A 17,068-nucleotide genomic window follows, 5' to 3' on the forward strand; every position below is an offset into this window, starting at 1 on the left:
CCATGACCAAACCAACCATAACCAGAGGGCGCCTGGAAAAAATTAAATCATGGCGTGAAACTTACGGCGCCGGAAGCAACGTAATGCTGCCAGCAGAAGAGGCCGAGAAGTTGGCCCTCATAGCGCTGGCCGCAATGGGCAGCGAGACAGCGATTGCTGATTGCGACCCAGAGGTATACGAGAAGGGGGTTAGCGTGTGCCTTGTAGCAATCCCGAAAGAAACGGCAGAGGTTATTTGCCAAAACATCACTGCAGCAACGGGCTGTAAGGTGGACTGGCACTACTTTGGTGGGCGTGTGCATATCAAGGCGCTCAGAGTGGCCTCGCAGCCAGCGCCGGTAGTGCTGGATGAAGTTACCGCCGAATATTGCCCAGCACTTGTCAAGTATGACGTTACTGAAGTTGATGAGGCATGGGCTCGCGGTTTTAATGCCTGCCGCGCCGCCATGCTGCAAGCTTCCCCTGTTTGCACCTGCCCCAGCGGCGACGGCTCTCTGCGCTGGCCTTGTCCGGTGCATCCTGGCAACTCTCCGGCGCAATCATATTGCTGCCCGGCGCAAAACAGCGTCTCTCCGGCGCAAGGCGGCAATTCTCCGGCAACTTCGGATAACTGGCAAGTCGAGGCTGAAAAACTGGCAGAAATGCACGGCATGAGTTTCGTTTTGTTCAGGCACGGAGAGGCTCCTCAATGTGCAGATCCGACAAAAGTGGTGATTTCATTCACTGATAAAGGACTTGGACACGATACGCTGCCAGCCGCCCTGCAGGAGGGAAAATGACGATTGCCATCGATCGACTTAAAGAAGTGACAAGGGACTTTGGCCGCAGGCATATCGCCTACCAGATGGCCAGGGAGCTGCTGGAGATTTATAGCGGTAACGGCCCGTTAGTGTGGAATGCGCTGAGCGATTTCCATCCTGAGGTGAATGGCAAATATCTTGTCATTACCAGCTACGGGGATATTCGAACAGCCTGCTATGATTGCGAATCAGGGGAATGGAGGGCTTCAGATGGCACCATTACCGGAGTTATCAAGTGGATGGATTTGCCAGCCGTCCCTCAGGAGGTGAATTGATGCCGTACTTCTTCCTGATTTTCGTCATCAGCAGCCAATCATCGAATATGCAGGTGGTTCCCATGCAGAGTATGGAGCAGTGCAAAGCAGCCATTAAGGCGATGAAAGTTGCAGATGATAAGAGGTCCTGGGGCGACGTTTCGCCAAGCGTAGATAATATTCAATGCGTAGAGGTGAAAGGTGAGTAACGTACGCGATGAAATCAGGACCTTCGACCTTGACAGATTACGCTCTCTTCGTGAGTTCGTGGGCGACCTTATAGCCAGAAAAGAAGAAGAGCCACGCAGAACGGTGTGGCGTGTCTGCTCTGACGGCATCTGCTACGGCAATTTCAGGGAAGAAGAATACCTCAAGGCAGTAGCGTTTCTAGCGGAGAAGGCCGCAGAAATTGATGCAGATCCGACATCGGACAGGCGGGACAGGCGCATGGAAATTTTATCTCATCGCGTCATCGAGTCGGAATATGAGGGGTGGTTTGATGCCTAAATCCCCAGCAGAACGCAAAGCCGCGCAGGAGATAACGAATGGAAAATAAACCAGAGTGGCAGCAGCAGGCTGAGAAACTTGCTGAGCTGTACGGAGCAAGCTTCGTGATATTCAGGAATGGAATGGAGCCTGAGTGTGTCGATCCCACGAAAGTGGTGCTTTCATTTGATGTCGAAAGCAAAAGACGCTTTGACGAGTTCAAAGAAACCCTGCGGCAGGAACACGAGATGGGAGCCAGGCTGACCAAGCATCGCTTTATACCGAAATAAAGATGATAGTGGTATATAATCCCCTCCACAGCAGAGGGGATTTTTATGTCACAGTGGAACATTGCAGCCAAATCGAAAGACGAGCAGGACAAGGTCAACGTCGACCTGGCAGCGTCCGGCGTCGCCTACAAAGAGCGCCTGAACATGCCTGTCGTCGCCGAAGTGGTTGCCAGAGAGCAGCCTGAACATCTGCGCGAGTATTTTATGGAGCGCGTCCGCTACTACAGGGAAAGAAGCGTTGAGCTACCTAAAGCAACTGACCCGCGCTACATTGAGATGGCAGAGCAGAACGCGAAGAAGTAAACCAAGCATCGAATAAACATAACCCGCCGAGTGCGGGTTTTTATTTGGGAGTAAATCATGATTGTTGATGAAGAAACTGCTGCGGAAATGCAAATGCACCTTGTGCGTGTTTGCAGGGTTCAGCGTAATGCTCACGGGGTATGGAAGCAGATGCATGAGCAATTCTCAGAATATACCATCGAAGAAATAAGAGAAGCGGTGAAGCCAGTAATTTTAAAAATGATTCAATCACTTTAACTGGAGCATTGGCAATGGGAAATCATATAGATTTAACTCCCCTCAAGTTCCAAGAATTCATACCAGACCCAAAAGACCTTTGCACTCTCTGTGGTGGTAATTATGGAGACTTTGCAATGGTCGCCTGCAAGGATGGAATGCACGTTTGTATGGATTGCATAGATATTTTAAGCGATATAAAGAAAGAGCGAGAATCAAGGAAGCGTGACGAATTAGCGAAAGCACTGCATATCGCTTCCGGCGCTGCTCCTATAGACCTTGGCGGCATTGGGCCACTGTACCTTGAACTCGCCGATAAAATTATCGCCGGGGAAATTCCCCACCTCAAAATCGTATAACTGCCTGCTGGCGATTTATTTATTTGGAGAGAGAAATGTCAGACCAAAGTAAATACTACGACTATTACATGGTCGAAGGTGAAGATGTGAAAAACCTCATTGATGGATATAACGCTATCAATGAAGAAAGAACTTCAATCATTGCCAATGCGGCTGAGTCTGTTGGCGCTGTAGCATGGACACTGACCAACTGTTGGGGTGGTGTCGGCGGGCTAATTCAGGGTTTTGCATGGGATAAAAACTTCCAGTTCCCCTGCCTTGTCACCATAAAGCGGGAAGATTTCTTTGATGGGAAGCGCGTTGTTATTGCTCGCGGAAAGGGAAACACAAAAGAAGGAAGAGCATATAACAAAGAACTGGATGCCGTTATGGGCGACGCTAACCGCAAATTAAAGACATTCCCCCAATGGAAAGATTACATCATTAACCACTACGGAATTATGCGCACTGGAATCGGCGGTCAGTCTGGTCGAGGGTTCGGATTTGCCATGCTCTCCACGTATGGAGGTAAACACCCTGCCAGGGATGATGCGCTTCTTTTTGGCATTCCGAATAATAATGACAAAAAGCATGGCGAGATTACCATCCCCGCAAACTTCCAGAAATTAACCTACGGCCAGTTTTACGACATCGTAAACAGCGAAACCGCAGAGACCGCCGAATAAGGCGGTTTATTTTTATCGGAGATAGATAATGGCAATGAACAAAAAAGAAAAAGAGATATATGAGAACGCGTTGCGCATGCAGGAAATAAACAGGTCGCTAAGGTGGTCAGATTATGATGATGACAAAGATGTAAGCCCCCCAACTGATTTTGGTACATATGTAAATGGCTGGTCAGTCAACGCAGGAAACATGAGCGTATACAAATCATGGTCTTCAATTATATACCATGGGGAAGGATGGGTAATTGAAGGGGGTAAACCCAACCACGCCTCTCAGAATCCTATCAAGCAATACAGCACCAAGGATAAGGCGCTGAAGGCGCTTCGTGTATTTATGGAGCGCAAATTTGCTTCTTTGCTACTGGATGTAGATAAGCAGATTCAGTTATCAATGACGGAGTAACCATGGAATCACACAGCCTCACCCTCGATGAGGCCTGTGCTTTCCTGAAGATATCCAGGCCTACCGCAACGAACTGGATCCGCTCAGGAAGATTACAGGCAACGCGCAAAGACCCCACCAAACCTAAGTCCCCTTACCTCACAACCCTCCAGGCATGCATTGCAGCGCTTAACTCACCGCTGCATACTGTCGCCGTGAGCGCGGGCGATGCACATAAAGAGGAACGCAAATGTCCATCTTCCGCAGAGGCGAAATATGGTACGCCTCGTACTCGCTCCCGGGCGGGAAGCGAATTAAGGAATCTCTTGGGACAGCGGACAAGCGGCAAGCTCAGGAGCTGCACGACAAAAGAAAGGCAGAGCTCTGGCGAGTAGACAGACTCGGCGACTTTCCTGAAGTGACTTTTGAAGAAGCATGCCTCCGTTGGCTGGAAGAGAAAGCAGACAAGAAATCGCTCGACACCGATAAAGGCCGGATGGGATTCTGGCTTGAGCATTTCGAAGGAGTGAAGCTAAAGGATATTACCGAGGCAAAAATTTATGCCGTCGTTAGCAGGATGCAGAACAGGAAGGCAAAGGAGATATGGCAGCAGAGGGTTGATGCTGCAAAAAGGAAGGGAAAGGAAGCGCCCCCATTTGAGTCCAAGCCTGTAACAACATCGACCAAGGCTAAGCACCTGGCGCTGATGAAGGCCATCCTGCGCGCAGCAGAGCGCGACTGGAAGTGGCTGGAGAAAGCGCCAGTTATCAAGATACCGTCAGTGAGAAATAAGCGCGTTCGGTGGCTTGAGCATGAAGAGGCGAAAAGGCTGATTGATGAATGTTCGGAGCCGCTGAAGTCGGTCGTTAAGTTTGCGCTGGCGACCGGCCTCAGAAGGTCGAACATCATCAATCTGGAATGGCAGCAAATCGACATGCAGCGTCGGGTTGCCTGGGTTAACCCTGAGGACAGCAAATCAAACCGCGCTATTGGCGTAGCGCTTAATGATACTGCCTGTAAGGTTCTGCGCGATCAGATAGGGAACCATCATAAATGGGTGTTCGTCCATACGAAAGCATGGCACCGCCCTGACGGGTCGTTAACTCCTGATATCAGGAAGATGAGAGTGGATGATGGCCGCGCGTGGAACTCGGCATGCAAACGGGCAGGAATTGAAGATTTCCGTTTCCATGACCTGAGACACACCTGGGCAAGCTGGTTAATTCAGTCAGGCGTCCCACTTTCTGTACTTCAGGAAATGGGTGGTTGGGAAAGCATCGAAATAGTCCGTCGATATGCTCACCTGGCACCTAACCATTTAACTGAGCACGCACGTCAAATTGACTCGATTTTTGCAGAAGATGTCCCAAATATGTCCCACAAGGAAAAATCAGTGGCTGGAGGAAGCTGATAAGTGATTGATTATTAATGGCACGCCCTACAGGATTCGAACCTGTGACCTACGGCTTAGAAGAAAGTAGAGCGTTAAATAACACACTGTAATCACACATATTTTCCGCGTTCGCATCCGGTTTTGTGTCGTTTCGTGTCGTTTGAATACATCCCTGTCTTTATCGTGCATTCCTGTCACGCCACATCTACGACACACCCGTCACGCGAATTCTTCCACGATCGCCATGCCATTAGCACCATCGCCACCGGTAAATGCCGTGCCGGTAAACCCGAGGTCATAGGCCCCACCACCGCCGGAGCCGGGAGCAGTGCCAGCAATACCAGCCTGAGCTCCTGCCCGGCCGCCACCGCCAAAAAACGACGCTCCGCCATTCCCAGGCAAAAGGCTTGATCCTGTCTGCCCATCGGAGCCAGTACCTCCGTTGATCCGGACGTCGCCAACTGTAGCCGTACCGCCTGCGCCGCCGGCAGTATTCGAGATGCCAGACTTCACGCCACCCTTACCGCCCGGCGCCGAGAACAGACCCGCAAACGAGGAAGATTCTCCATCACCCCCGCTTACTGCGCCTACGCCGCCCTTACCCCCCTTACCGATAGTTATCGCGTAAGAGCTGGCTGCAGACAGGTCAACCCATACAACAACAGTTGCCGCCGCGCCGCCGCCAGCACCGGAAAAGGTTTCGGTGTTATTAGATGCCTGGCACCCGCCACCGCCGCCTCCGCCTCCGACCAACGTTACTTTTGCAAAACGGGCCAGCGGTGAGCGCGTATAGGTTCCGTTTGCATAGAAAGCTTTTGGAGCGCCAAGTGAACGCCCGACAAAACCAGAAGAATCAGCGATCCCAAGGTTATAACGGGCTTCATTTACCGCATCCTCACCGGCATCTTTAATTTCTGACAGGTTATTGCTGATCTGCAGAAAGGATAATAATGACCCGGCGGTCATTAAATTCGCGACGATATCATTAGTTGACCATACGCGTGCCGTAGTTCCTTCCTGACCACGAATTACTGTCATCACGTCACCAGATACAGACGCGACGTGCATAATTTCAGAAATTGTTTTCGTGGCCGCGTCGGTTATCGTTAATTTGAAATAACTTTCTCCCGATACTGGCGATGGGAATAAAGCACCCGCTCCAGTTCCCACGGTAATAACGGTAGCGGACGCGCTAATACCCGCAGCGAGAACACTCTTTGCGTTATTATTGGCTAATAGCTTCAGCGCCATATATACCCCAGTTAAATAATAGAATTATCGGAACGAACATCGCAGATAGTAAACGTCACGACGCCGATGACAGTAACATCGTCCAGGACTTCGCCCTCGATCGCTTCACCATCTTCAGTAATCAGTGACTTTCCTCTCAGCGTGGCAAGCTCCGTCCCGCCGCCGTGCTGGATAAGAACCTGACTACCCTGCTTTGGCTTCAGGGAGATATCCAGCACAACGTAACCGCCTGATCGCTCGAAGAGGCGCGTATTTGGCCCGACATTGCAGATCGAGTTAACCGTTAATCGCTGTTCCGTGTAGTCAGACGCCGGAGACGGGAACCCCATCAGATGACCCTCCCCATGTTGGCCATCATCCACAGCCTGTTTTCGCTATGGTCCGGCGTTTTGTCGACGAAATACGTTTGTTCCCGCGCGATCCAGGAGTTCGCTTCCACCTCGGATAAGTGTATGCCGCGCCGGCGCAGCGCGGTAACAAAGTCACGGGTGTGAAGGTACTGGAACCCCTTGGAACTGCGCAATACCGACTCGCGGAAAGCTGCGGCGATGTCTGTCTGTCGAAGCATGATCTGCCCTCCGATAAATACTGTTTTTATATACAGTAGTTTTATCGATTTCACACGTCAAGCGAAACGGCTTTTAAGGATCGACCTTGTTCATTAGCTCCCATTGGCCTTGTGCGTTCTGGATGGCCTCTTCTGCAGTTAAGGACTGCTCAGAAAATCTTTTGGTGCCCACTCCGCACCCGGAGCATTCAACATAGTAAACATAAAAGCTGATCACCCCGTCAGTTTCCGGCTTTGTCATTAACATGGGTTCGGCCTGGCATAATCTGCAAACTGTCATTTTAACCTCACAAAATATCTGGCAATGCGTTATTTATTGAATGGATGGTTGTTATTCCATCAACTACAGCGCCGGAATCTCTCCTTACACCTACACCGCCGCCATTTTCTACAGTTACAGAACCCGTTACAGCGCCAACTGAGTTATTAAGCCATGCGCAACTGCCCTGATTGGCAATTGTTCCTGCGGTATTACCAAGTCGCATGTTTCCATTCATCATTACAGGACCATATTGCGTGTCACCATGAATATCACACCGGGCATTTTCGATAACTACCATTCCACCTGAGACATTAAAATTAAATGTTCCTCCATTTAATATCATTGTCGTTGTCTCATGGTTGGATGCACCCTGAGCTGATTGACCTGCCTTATCTCCGTTATAGCTTCCATCGCAACCATTAAGGATCATCTTCCCTTGACCACCAGTCGGAGCATGCTGGTTAAATCCGTCATTACTTATCCTGTACGCTTTTACATTGTTGCAGATGATAAGTTCGTTTCGGCCTGTACCGCCTACACCACCATTTGCGCAATATTCTACAAGTGAGTTATTTACAGTCAGATAACCAGTTCCGGCAGGCTGAGTAGATTGACCGCATGAAATCCCGTTAATCATGCAATATCTGGATATGCAGTCGTTTATTGTCAGCAGGCCGAAACCAATTGTTCCAACCCCAAAGTTACGCCGGGATATCTCTATGGTATGCAGGTTAGGGCTGGAATCATCGGGCAAGCGGACATAAATAACCCCGCTTGAATATCCATATTCACCTGCAGCCGGTGTCGTTGGCGTGGCTGTGTTCTGTACCAATTTGAAAAAGAAATCATCACGATCGCCGACTGTCTCTGTCATCGTCGTGACGACGACCTGAAGCACAGATGTATAGCCAAGCGTTTTGCGCCAAATTTGCCCGCTCTGAGTCCATCCTGATATGTGTTTTTCCGAACCGAAAGTATACCAAGGTTCACTATCTACACCGGACAAGGTCACATTTAATGACGTGTCAAAAATAACCTCTTGCCGCAAAGGGCTATTTTCTGGCGCGGATATTTTTATTTCGTAATCAGGAAGCCCTGCGCATAAACCGAGAGCGAGAGATAATGTATTAACTGGATTATCAACAGAACCCGTCCCTGAAGAGCTACCATTTACGGAATCTACATATAGCGGGTTAGGTGGATAGTTACGCAAGACCCCTGGTGTTGGAATTCCAGTGCGCCACGTTTGAGTTACGCTCATTTATGCCACCTTAATTAGCCTTACAGCTAATAATACCATTGCTGTTGGGAGCGTATCGCTTGGCGAGGAGCCGTTTCTACCTACGCGAATGGTGGTGTGCCGTGTTGGGTCCACTGTTAGATCAAGGGCTATTTGTGTTTCAACCCCTATATACGGCGTGGCGTTAGCAGCAGCTACAATTCCTCCTCCCGATGGAGTTTGATTAAATGATTCCCCGGCCGACCAACTCTGTATTAACCCTGAAAAACTTACGTTCCCGGTATTCGCGACAAGGTTCGCCCAAATAAGAGAAATACGCATTTTTGACCAGTGAGATGGTAGGTCTATCATTTTGGTAACTGATGCATCTGCGCCATGAGTAAACTGCCATCCTGCAAGCCTGCTAGCGATCATTCCAAAGCTAGCGCTCCCAATAGCAAGGCTGAAATCTAGTGCAGGTATAGTAATGGAAGTTATGGCATTAGCTGGATCGGCAGTAATAGAATCAACAGACGTTTGCAATTCTGTAAACTGTTCATTTGTAGGGAGAGTTGCTGCTATATTAGATATTTCTTCTACTGATTGAGCGGCCTGATTTGTTAAGTCCGAAATTACATTCAATGTTCCTGCGGTCATCATATTTGCTACATAATCATTAGCAGACCATGATTTTGCAATAGTTCCTTCTTGGGCTCTCTCAATTGTAAATACATCACCACTTTTTGATGTTACTTTTACAATTTCTACTTCTGAACCAGTGGCGGCGTCAATTATTGTAAGAGTAAAGTAGCTCTCGCCTGCCACAGCATCAGGGAACTCGGCACCAGTTCCAGCGCTAACGATCAGCGACGTGTCGGTAGCGCTGATAGCAGAAGCCAGCGTGCTTTCTGCGTTGTTTGTAGCCAAAAGGGTTAGTGCCATGTCTCCTCCGGGATATAGGCATAAAAAAACCCGCCGAAGCGGGTTATGCTAAGAAGTATTCGATTGATAAAAATCAATTATTTATGTAACTTTTTAAGCACATCAACAAAGGGGAATTACCATGAAGGTTATTAGCAAGTTACTAATATATTTAATCTTTTCGTCTGCGTCAGTTAATGCATTTGCTTCTCCAACTGTTTTCTTCGATGAAGTAACACATACCGCAGGATTTACAGGCTTGGATGACATCCCAAAAAAAGGAAGCAATTGCTCTCTTAATGAAGGATTGCTGACCGTCACAGGTGGTCAATATTCCAAATCAGGAAGATACATTGAATTAATTAAGGTAAAGAGAAATGATGGTGTTGAGTTCGCCATCCCTACTAATTTTGAAAAACTTAATAACGAGGATATTTCAAATTCTCAGGACCTCATTTCTAAAGGTGGCGTAGTTTATCTAAGGTTCTCTACTTGCGGAAGTGGGGGATATATGTCGTTAATAGATATCCTCAAGCCTCTATAACAAGTTTTTTATTAGTCGATAATCTCAACCGATATCGATTGGTAGAAAGGCATGTGCAGCAGGCCGCTATCCATGGCCTGCTTGAAGAAAATGGCGAACTCGAAATCCTCGGTGATCACAAAGGCCGTGTCCTTCTGGTTGTACTTCCTGGAGTTATAGGCCGATGCGTTGTAGATAGCGCTCCGCGTGAACCTACGCCTCCCCTTATAGATGGATATCACGATACCGCCATCCACAAACTGGATCGAGATACTCCATCGCTGGTCGTTGAGGATGTCTGTGCCATTTACTCCCAATAGGAACCGCAGAATACGCCGTTTTATCCATGGGATAGAGAAATAGAAGCCGTCACCTTTATAAAAATTCCATGTCATGATCCGCTTAAAAAGGTCATCGGATACAACAACCTGGTTCGACTGGTCAATCACCCGGTACTCATTGAATGCCAGCTTGTTAAATTCGAAGGTGTTATATGGGCCTATCTCCTGCTGATCGCTGCTGGAAATCACCGGCGGGAACACGCCATAGATGCCATGGGCAATCCACCGGAGCTGGTCTCCGGTGTTGTAGTCACCGATGAAAATCGGCAGGTTGGCATTAACCATCCAGTCATAAATGCCCTGCGCCATCGAGTTATACGCAGTAAAAAACGCCCGCAGATTGTCATCGTCGTTGTATTGCGTATACATATACGACCGGATGATATCGTCCAGCATGCTACGCCCCTGTTACGATCACGCCATCCGACGCGATATAAAAATAACTGAACTTATCGCCGCTGATGATATTCGTCCCGGCATCCGGTGGCGTTATCACACCATTGATGGTGACCGCGACGGTTAGAGTGCTGATCAGCCCCATGTCGATTGTCGAGTTAATCGCCTGTAAGAATGCGTCTTTCAGGTTGTTAACGTTCAGCGGTTTCCCGGCGAATATGCCGTTCACATACTGAATCGTAGGCTCCGAGACCAGAGAGGCGACCGTGGCATCTGTCAGGTAGTTAACACTTTCTGTCCCCCACTGATACGTCACAGTGACCCGCTGCAGCAATGGCGTCACGAACGGGATCACGTAGTTATCAGGCCAGTCATTCACCGTCACGGTATTGTTTCTGACGTTCGGTGTCACCTCGCCGCCGCCTCCCCAGGTCCCGGATGACGTGGTGTCAATCCCGATGGAAAAAGTGTGAGGAGACAGCACCGTCACGGTCAGAGGAACGTCATTAATGCCCGTCATCCCGGTCACGCCAGTGATCCTGATAACCTGGCCGTCAGTGTAACCATGAGTCAGGTCTGTGCTGACGACGCCAGGATTTGCATTCGTGATCCCCGTTACGTTCAGTGAACACCCTTTCAGCCGGCTGATATCCCCCGCCGACTTATAGAGCGCGCCAGCAATATCGTAAATATCACCGCCGGCGCACATGACTATCCACTTATCCCCGTCCTGAATGACAGAAACCAGGCGCGCCTGCACGTTATCAAGGCTGGTGAGATATTGCCGGATAAATCCAGGATATCCCTGAACTGTGGCCATCTGCGCCTGCCATACTCGATCACGAAACTGATAATTCGTTTCCGGGTCAGCACCCGGAGTGCCAGCGATCGGGTTGGTGCAGGTTATGGTGACGTCAGAAGGAAGACTAGTGATTACCTGGTTAACCGTATTTACCGGCACCGCCCAGTTCCCGGTCTCCGTTCCCTCGCATGATACGCTGGCAGACACTCCTGACGACGAGATAATCGTCGCATCACTGACTGAATAGGTGTAGGTCCCATCAGAAACAATAAACCCCTGTGGGATAACAAATCCCGCCGGGCCGGAAAACTGAATCGGGACCGTTGTCGTGCCAGCCGTTTTTTGCCCAGGGATACCAGCCTGCTGCGCGAGAAGCTCCAGCATGGCGAGGTTAGCCTTTAGCGGCCCCACTGAGTTAATCAGGTCAACCCTCGCCTGATCGCAGACGATAAGCGCGCCGACATCAGTGCTGGCCACGTCTTCTATCAGAGAGCCAGGCAAATCAGTTGTGAGGCCAGGAGATAACGCAATGGCCTGGGAAACGAGCTGTGCTCTTAGCTCTTCCGGCGTCAGAGGAACCGGGCCTGCTGACGTATAGCTGACTGGTAAATCGCTCATACGGCCACCTGTGTAATTATTTTTGAACCTGCATTTGTGATTGCCGAGATGTTATAAACAGGCGGGTCGTCGCTGATCAGCGCAATCTGCAGCGAGGAAAAATACTGGCTGAACTGTTTTTGAATACGGTTTACGTAATACGTCGGCAGGATTTGCTGGATCACCGACCCGGCGGCCGGGATTCCGTTATTGGCGTAAAATGGCGACTCCTGCGGCGCCAGTTTCAGATTCTGGATCAGGGTAGTCAAATACACCGAGTCATTAAACCCATTTTCGTCGGTTTCCACCAGGACCCACTTCCCCTCAGAGTTTCGGCCATAGGTTCTCACTCGGTGATACTCCCGTTATACGTTGAAGTCGGCCCCCCGGTATCATTTCCATCGTTGCCGTTTGAATGTTCATGGCTGTTCAGCCAGGCCAGAAGCGATTGCCACCCGGCGTGCATGATTGCCGGGCTGGTGCTGGCCACAGAGTCCTGCAGATGCCCTGCCTCGCCTGAAATGCTCCATTTTGTCCCGATTAGTGAGATGACTGTCCCGCCAACGGTTACGGTGAAGCTGTCAGGTGTGGAAATGGCGATGCTGTCAGGCTTCAGGAGAAAAGTCGTGTTGCTGCCGCTGTCGCGCAGCGTTACACCCTCCGGCCCATATACCGTCACCACCTGTCCGTCGACACCCTGCCACTCGGTATTACTGATAGGCAAAAAAACGAGGGCGCTTAAGTTTGCTGGCGGTGTCATATCTGCAATGCCGCCTCCCTGACCGCTAACCCCGCCAATGTAAGTATCTGCGGGGATAACAATCCCCTTATCTCCCGGCTGCATGGGGTAACGAATATATTGAGGGCCGAATAAGGGGATAGTAACTTGCGGCAAAACATATGGGATATCCCTTAGCTCAAAGGAAACAGTGATCATATTCCCTGTTTGCTTAACCACGCTCGCCGGAAGAACTTTCCCTGATTTTTGAAGCGCATTATCAATTTTTCTTTCAGTAAACCTGTTCATGCTTGAGGCAAAATTAAGCTTGTTGTCGATGCTCATGCATTACCTGCCTTAATGAAAGGGGAAGCCTCAATAATTGTTACCCATGCTTCTGCCGTTGGTTGCCTGCTATTCCCTAACAGGCGAACGGAGTTCACAATAAAGTCGCCAGTAAAGGCAGAGTCTTCTCGATATTGAGAGTACGAAGAGGCCTGTATCAACGGAGTGCTTTTTTTAGGCATCAGGATGTGATCACCAACCTGAATATCACCGCGCATTACGCACGCCATGCTGATTGTATTAAATGCCACCCATGTTGGCTGACCTATCAAATCCTTGAAATCTATTTGTGTTGGGCTGTTACTTCTGGCTACGGCGCTGGAAACAGAAGTCTTATCCGGGTGGTTATCATAATCGTTATCCCATACCCGGATCTCATTACCATTCACTATTGCGATCTCTACACCAGAGTATCCGCCATCGCGAATTCTGGAACGTGAAAAAGTATTAAGGTCCTTGGCCAGGGTGACAATGTCATCACAAAACAGCCCCCGGTAATGGTTAAGTATTAGCCGGTCGCTTATGTTGATATTGAACGTATACCCTTTGATGTTCATAAAACACTGCGTGAGGGCTACAGAAAGCTTCTGCCCCTCCTTCCAGTCAAAGGTTAAAGGAAGGGGGACGGGTTTGTTATTTTGCACGTTCTGGACAGGACCAACCACGATTATGAAGTCAAGTCGTAATTCAATACCCTGCCAGTTACCAAAGACCTGATTTATCACGCCATCCAATACCAGTTTTGGTGCGGTAACCTTTCCAGCCAATGGCAGCCCATCTTTCATCCCAAGGGATATTTTAATTTTTTTGCCAAAGAAATTCTGGCGAGCCTGCTGCATTTCTTTTGGGCCAATACCCCAGATGGTCAGGTGAGTTTCGCCCTGGGGTGTCGATTCACCGTATCTGAGGATATCAAACTCAATCATCATGGCGCCTGGATTGTAAACTCCGTTCTTATGGCTACTGTATTTTATCGTTCTTTCCGGAGAGGCACCTTCAGCAGGAATGGTTATCTCAATATCATAATATCTCATGAGCTGTTTACCTCAATCTGTCCATTCTGCTCGCGCCAGTACATGGAGGACGAATTAAACACTCCGGAGATAATATTTATTCCACCGTTAAGCACGGAGCCAACGAGCGGGGTATTTAGAATGGTATTCCCAGAGCCATCTGTTATGAGGACATACCACCTCATCCCGGCAATGTTCCATTTGACCTGGCAGTTATAGACGGTGCCATCAAGGATCGGTGTAAATGTCATGCTTTGACGATCATTGCCGGTAAACGGATAATTCTGGGTTGTCATGGCCCTACCCCCAACTTACCCAATAGGCCGGTGATTGCTTCCGATACAGAGCTCCCGAGAGGCGTGTTGCCAAGAGCATTGGCGGTATTAGTCCATGATGGGTCGGTTACCATATCCCCGGCGCCAATCTTGTTTAAAAAATTGTTCACGGCTTGCTCTGCGCCATTATCGGTTATCAGTGGCTGCTCGAAATCCCATATCCATGAACGCTGTGGTAATGGATCGTTACCAGAAGTGATGTCCCTCACGACACGCAAAATGCAGTTGCTATAGATAACGGACGGGGTGGCGACGATAAACGTGCCGCCTAAGTTAGAATGCGCCTGAAGGACAGACTGCAAAGCACTCATAGTGACGAGCTTTGTCATCGCCCCGGTGTTTTCATTGACCGGAGCCTCCATCACCAACGAAACGCGCAAAGGCTGAGCAAGCAAAGCGTTCGCAGCTACAACCTGGTTGGCGAAAGGGTATCTGGCAATTTCATAATCAACCATTGTGGCGCCCTGAACCGGACGCCAGTGGCAGAAATATTTATCCAGATCGGTTAGGTTTATGGCTCCTCCAAGCAGTCCCGTGACAAAGCTTGCGCTCTGCGTCAAAGCGACTATCGGGAGCATTCCGCCAGGAATGGCCTGCGCTATCCCTCCGCAAAGTATTACTGGGGATATTTCAAAACCCAGTTTATACATTTCACGTGTGAATCCCATTACCTCGCCCCCAATTGCGCTGAAGTTACCACGGCATTCCCGCCGGTGTTGTTGTAAATAACAACGTCACCGCTCCCGCCTCTGCCGCCTTTCCCATCTACGATCTGCTGCAGGAGTTGGTTAGTTTTCGAGGTATTTTTGGCAATCTCTGAACTATCGACGCCAGAAGCGTCATTGTTCTTCGGCGCTCCATACATCGCAGCATACTTTTCCCTGATCCTGCCGGGATAAGCCCTGTTTTCTGCACTACCGCGGCGGACTCCACCATTGTAATAACGCAATGCTTCGTCAAAATCGCCGCCAGCATTACGGCTTGACCAGTCGAGACCATCTTTAAATACTCTCGCGCCGGCCATGATGTTGTCCCGCGGGTCAAATGGATTTTCTCCCGGCTGGAAGTTGCCAGGCATTACCTGCATTAACCCTTTGGCGCCCGCTTTGCTGACAGCATTCTGGTCCCATGAAGATTCCCCCGCGGCGATGGCTTTAAGCCAGCGCGGGTCGACGTTATATTTCTTGGCTGCATCCAGAAAATACTGGTCGTACTCGGCAGGGGCCGTACCAGTCAAGCTGTACAGATGGCGCGCCAGCCATTTTGACGCTGCTGGCGTGTTCGGATCGCTGAGTCCGCCTTTTACGAAGTGATTTCCGCCGGCATCGGTCTGGACGTCATTATTCAGGAATGAGGACCCGGACTTGATATCGTCCATCGCCGACGATCCGCCATCGAGCCAGCCGAGCACTTTCATGATGACGCGGCCCAGCCGCTCAACGCCCGACATAAACGACTCAACGTCGCTTTTGAACGTCGGCGAAGCCAGGTAGTTACCGAACCGCTCAATGCCACCGGCAAGCGCATCAATCCACTTGCCGAGTTCGGGTGATTTCAGAACGGTATCGATCGCGCCTGACAGCGCATCAGACAGCTTGCTCAGCTGCGGCGTGAGCGGACCCAGGCCACGCACAAACGTGTTTCTGATACTCTGACTGCTGTAGTCGAGCTGGACGTTAAAATCCTGCCACTGGCGCGCCTGCTGGTCGGTAATTTGCAACATGCGCGCATCCTGCTGCGCGCGCTTCTCCATGGCGGTAATCTCCTCATCGCTCATGTTTTTGAAGCGGTTCAGGTCGTCCAGCGTAAAGAAGTTTGTCAGGCCGTGCGCCTGTGCGCCCTGCAGCGTGCTGCCGTTCTGCACGAAGATATCGCGCGCATTACGGATCATCTGCGGGAGCAGTTTGGCCGGGTCCTGGTCGGGATTGTTAATCCCCATCGCCTGAAACGTCCAGCGCTTCGAAAGGTCCATTTGCGAATCGCGGATAGCGCCCAGCGTCCCCGCCGGATTACCCAGCGCTTTCTGGTAGTTTATGGCGGTGGAATCCAGCGCGCCGATGCTCGTCCCGAGCCCGAGAGAGGTAAACCGCTGGGCGCCGGTGGTGGCCGCCAGTCGGTTGATGCCAAACAGGCCGCCAACGCCCAGGACGCCGGTAAATATCCCGACAATGCCACCCCAGGAAAGAAGGCTGGCCGTCGCTTCCTTGATATGCCCTGCCAGCGATTTTGCGTCTTTCGTCGCATCGCTGAGGAAACCCTTCGCAGATCGGGTGCTTTTGTTGAATTCGTCCTGCTTTTTCTTCGAGTCTTCCAGGTTGGTATTGAGCCGATCGATACCGCTGTTGATGGTCAGAATGGCCTCGGCCACGGCGTTAAACTCCGCGCCTAAATCCTTCGCCTCACCTTTGGCTTTTTCGGTCTGCTTGCTGCTTTCGCCAATACCAACGGCAGCTACCCGCCAGGCTTCCGGTAAATCATCCAGCGCGCTCTGGTATTCGCGAAACCTTTCCATAAACGCGACAAACTTGTCGTCATTTACGTCAATGTCGACGATCGACTTAGCTACCATTGAAGAAACCTCTTTCTTTGAGCGCGGCGAGGAGGTAGCGCTGCCGGTACTGCGCCGGGC

At 50.2% G+C, this 17,068-nt stretch carries 25 protein-coding genes and 1 pseudogene; 13 read left to right on the forward strand and 13 right to left on the reverse strand.

Annotated elements, in window-relative coordinates; all coding sequences use genetic code 11:
• The first annotated feature begins 2 nt into the window (after positions 1–2).
• The 12 genes and pseudogenes from AC3EMD_RS20735 to AC3EMD_RS20790 all read left to right on the forward strand — a co-directional run bounded on the left by AC3EMD_RS20735 (position 3) and on the right by AC3EMD_RS20790 (position 5,166).
• On the forward strand, positions 3–779 hold the full coding sequence (locus AC3EMD_RS20735) for a hypothetical protein (protein WP_302073728.1): 777 nt from the start codon (positions 3–5) through the stop codon (positions 777–779).
• Complete coding sequence (locus tag AC3EMD_RS20740; protein WP_302073729.1) at positions 776–1,075, forward strand: hypothetical protein; 300 nt, start codon at positions 776–778, stop codon at positions 1,073–1,075. Before AC3EMD_RS20735 ends, AC3EMD_RS20740 begins: the two co-directional genes overlap by 4 nt.
• Positions 1,075–1,263 (forward strand): hypothetical protein, encoded by a 189-nt coding sequence (locus AC3EMD_RS20745; RefSeq protein ID WP_302073730.1) that lies wholly within the window; start codon positions 1,075–1,077, stop codon positions 1,261–1,263. Before AC3EMD_RS20740 ends, AC3EMD_RS20745 begins: the two co-directional genes overlap by 1 nt.
• Complete coding sequence (locus AC3EMD_RS20750) at positions 1,256–1,561, forward strand: hypothetical protein (protein ID WP_047718181.1); 306 nt, start codon at positions 1,256–1,258, stop codon at positions 1,559–1,561. The genes AC3EMD_RS20745 and AC3EMD_RS20750 overlap by 8 nt, the downstream gene beginning before the upstream one ends.
• 38 nt (positions 1,562–1,599) lie before the next feature.
• On the forward strand, positions 1,600–1,830 hold the full coding sequence (locus AC3EMD_RS20755) for a hypothetical protein (protein WP_302073731.1): 231 nt from the start codon (positions 1,600–1,602) through the stop codon (positions 1,828–1,830).
• Between the two features lie 45 nt (positions 1,831–1,875).
• Entirely contained in the window at positions 1,876–2,133 is a 258-nt protein-coding gene (locus tag AC3EMD_RS20760) for a DNA polymerase III subunit theta (RefSeq protein ID WP_302073732.1), read from the forward strand.
• A gap of 57 nt (positions 2,134–2,190) precedes the next feature.
• Positions 2,191–2,370: a hypothetical protein gene (locus AC3EMD_RS20765; protein ID WP_302073733.1), complete on the forward strand. Its 180-nt coding sequence runs from the start codon at positions 2,191–2,193 to the stop codon at positions 2,368–2,370.
• A 14-nt stretch (positions 2,371–2,384) separates the two neighbouring features.
• Entirely contained in the window at positions 2,385–2,708 is a 324-nt protein-coding gene (locus tag AC3EMD_RS20770) for a hypothetical protein (RefSeq protein ID WP_302073734.1), read from the forward strand.
• Between the two features lie 35 nt (positions 2,709–2,743).
• A complete protein-coding gene (locus tag AC3EMD_RS20775; RefSeq protein ID WP_302073735.1) occupies positions 2,744–3,373 on the forward strand; it encodes an Eac protein in 630 nt (209 codons plus the stop codon).
• A gap of 28 nt (positions 3,374–3,401) precedes the next feature.
• The gene (locus AC3EMD_RS20780) at positions 3,402–3,776 is read left to right on the forward strand and encodes a hypothetical protein (RefSeq protein WP_302073736.1); all 375 of its coding nucleotides are present in this window, start codon (positions 3,402–3,404) and stop codon (positions 3,774–3,776) included.
• 2 nt (positions 3,777–3,778) lie between these two features.
• Positions 3,779–3,871 (forward strand): annotated as a pseudogene (locus tag AC3EMD_RS20785) (helix-turn-helix domain-containing protein); the annotation flags it as partial.
• A gap of 134 nt (positions 3,872–4,005) precedes the next feature.
• Positions 4,006–5,166: a tyrosine-type recombinase/integrase gene (locus tag AC3EMD_RS20790; RefSeq protein WP_302073737.1), complete on the forward strand. Its 1,161-nt coding sequence runs from the start codon at positions 4,006–4,008 to the stop codon at positions 5,164–5,166.
• A 201-nt stretch (positions 5,167–5,367) separates the two neighbouring features.
• Here AC3EMD_RS20790 and AC3EMD_RS20795 read toward each other — a convergent pair whose 3' ends face one another.
• The 5 genes from AC3EMD_RS20795 to AC3EMD_RS20815 form a co-directional block, all read right to left on the reverse strand.
• Complete coding sequence (locus AC3EMD_RS20795; protein WP_302073738.1) at positions 5,368–6,399, reverse strand: glycine-rich domain-containing protein; 1,032 nt, start codon at positions 6,397–6,399, stop codon at positions 5,368–5,370.
• Between the two features lie 11 nt (positions 6,400–6,410).
• The gene (locus tag AC3EMD_RS20800; protein ID WP_302073739.1) at positions 6,411–6,728 is read right to left on the reverse strand and encodes a S24/S26 family peptidase; all 318 of its coding nucleotides are present in this window, start codon (positions 6,726–6,728) and stop codon (positions 6,411–6,413) included.
• Positions 6,728–6,967 (reverse strand): hypothetical protein, encoded by a 240-nt coding sequence (locus AC3EMD_RS20805; protein WP_302073740.1) that lies wholly within the window; start codon positions 6,965–6,967, stop codon positions 6,728–6,730. The genes AC3EMD_RS20800 and AC3EMD_RS20805 overlap by 1 nt, the downstream gene beginning before the upstream one ends.
• A 287-nt stretch (positions 6,968–7,254) precedes the next feature.
• Positions 7,255–8,490 (reverse strand): hypothetical protein, encoded by a 1,236-nt coding sequence (locus tag AC3EMD_RS20810; protein WP_302073741.1) that lies wholly within the window; start codon positions 8,488–8,490, stop codon positions 7,255–7,257.
• Positions 8,491–9,390: a hypothetical protein gene (locus AC3EMD_RS20815; protein ID WP_302073742.1), complete on the reverse strand. Its 900-nt coding sequence runs from the start codon at positions 9,388–9,390 to the stop codon at positions 8,491–8,493. It abuts the gene before it with no gap.
• 121 nt (positions 9,391–9,511) lie between these two features.
• On the opposite strand from AC3EMD_RS20815, the gene AC3EMD_RS20820 reads away from it, so the two are divergent.
• Positions 9,512–9,913, forward strand: coding sequence for a hypothetical protein (locus AC3EMD_RS20820; protein WP_074186292.1), 402 nt, complete (start codon positions 9,512–9,514; stop codon positions 9,911–9,913).
• A gap of 11 nt (positions 9,914–9,924) precedes the next feature.
• On the opposite strand, the gene AC3EMD_RS20825 is transcribed toward AC3EMD_RS20820, so the two are convergent.
• Genes AC3EMD_RS20825 through AC3EMD_RS20860 form a run of 8 tightly spaced genes read right to left on the reverse strand, consistent with a single transcriptional unit; the run spans position 9,925 to position 17,008 of the window.
• Complete coding sequence (locus AC3EMD_RS20825; protein WP_302073743.1) at positions 9,925–10,629, reverse strand: hypothetical protein; 705 nt, start codon at positions 10,627–10,629, stop codon at positions 9,925–9,927.
• Position 10,630: 1 nt separating this feature from the next.
• Positions 10,631–12,049, reverse strand: coding sequence for a ubiquitin-activating E1 FCCH domain-containing protein (locus tag AC3EMD_RS20830; protein ID WP_302073744.1), 1,419 nt, complete (start codon positions 12,047–12,049; stop codon positions 10,631–10,633).
• Positions 12,046–12,378 carry a hypothetical protein gene (locus AC3EMD_RS20835; protein WP_004884185.1) on the reverse strand — a complete coding sequence of 111 codons (333 nt, stop codon included), beginning with the start codon at positions 12,376–12,378 and terminating at the stop codon, positions 12,046–12,048. The genes AC3EMD_RS20830 and AC3EMD_RS20835 overlap by 4 nt, the downstream gene beginning before the upstream one ends.
• Positions 12,375–13,091 (reverse strand): hypothetical protein, encoded by a 717-nt coding sequence (locus tag AC3EMD_RS20840; RefSeq protein ID WP_302073745.1) that lies wholly within the window; start codon positions 13,089–13,091, stop codon positions 12,375–12,377. The genes AC3EMD_RS20835 and AC3EMD_RS20840 overlap by 4 nt, the downstream gene beginning before the upstream one ends.
• Complete coding sequence (locus AC3EMD_RS20845) at positions 13,088–14,125, reverse strand: hypothetical protein (RefSeq protein WP_302073746.1); 1,038 nt, start codon at positions 14,123–14,125, stop codon at positions 13,088–13,090. The genes AC3EMD_RS20840 and AC3EMD_RS20845 overlap by 4 nt, the downstream gene beginning before the upstream one ends.
• Positions 14,122–14,400, reverse strand: a complete 279-nt coding sequence (locus AC3EMD_RS20850; RefSeq protein WP_021543263.1) for a hypothetical protein — start codon at positions 14,398–14,400, stop codon at positions 14,122–14,124. Before AC3EMD_RS20850 ends, AC3EMD_RS20845 begins: the two co-directional genes overlap by 4 nt.
• Positions 14,397–15,107: a hypothetical protein gene (locus AC3EMD_RS20855; protein ID WP_021518669.1), complete on the reverse strand. Its 711-nt coding sequence runs from the start codon at positions 15,105–15,107 to the stop codon at positions 14,397–14,399. Before AC3EMD_RS20855 ends, AC3EMD_RS20850 begins: the two co-directional genes overlap by 4 nt.
• Positions 15,107–17,008 (reverse strand): lytic transglycosylase domain-containing protein, encoded by a 1,902-nt coding sequence (locus tag AC3EMD_RS20860; protein ID WP_302073747.1) that lies wholly within the window; start codon positions 17,006–17,008, stop codon positions 15,107–15,109. Before AC3EMD_RS20860 ends, AC3EMD_RS20855 begins: the two co-directional genes overlap by 1 nt.
• Between the last annotated feature and the right edge of the window lie 60 nt (positions 17,009–17,068).

This window comes from Klebsiella sp. PK18 (assembly GCF_057784655.1).